Raw genomic sequence first — 467 nt, forward strand, 5'->3', positions numbered from 1 at the left:
GTAGCCGTACCGGAAGGTGCGGCTGGATCACCTCCTTTCTAAGGAGCATTCTCCAATGCTGTTGTCACACAGGTGCGCAACGGGTTGGCAGAGCCCATTACGAACACACACGTTGTTCGGTGGGAGCTCATGGGTGGAACACTGACAAGCATTCTTTTCACTGCTGCCGGCCCGAGTGCCGGTGGGAGAAGAGTTATATCGGCATACTGTTGGGTCCTGAGAGAACACGCAAGTCCCAGGCGCAGACCCTCGACCTGAAAGGACTCGCCGGATCGGTGTCGACGATGGCACGCTCGCAGGGGGCCGAGGATCTCGCCGCAGTCATCGGGGAGGGCCTGAACGCGGCCAGCTTCCTCGCCTCCGGGGCACACCAGAGCTACCAGAACCTGGTCGTCGACAACGTCGGCCGCAACGCCATTCAGTGGGTCTCGGATTGGCTGAACCTGCAGATCACCCGCGCCGCCTGA

1 pseudogene is annotated in these 467 nt (G+C 61.2%); it reads left to right on the forward strand.

The features are described 5' to 3' along the window. Nucleotides 1-233 precede the first annotated feature (233 nt). Nucleotides 234-467: pseudogene (locus P3H15_RS55130) on the forward strand (cutinase); the annotation flags it as partial.

The sequence above is a fragment of the Rhodococcus sp. T2V genome (genome assembly GCF_029269925.1).
Taxonomy (GTDB): domain Bacteria; phylum Actinomycetota; class Actinomycetes; order Mycobacteriales; family Mycobacteriaceae; genus Rhodococcus_F; species Rhodococcus_F koreensis.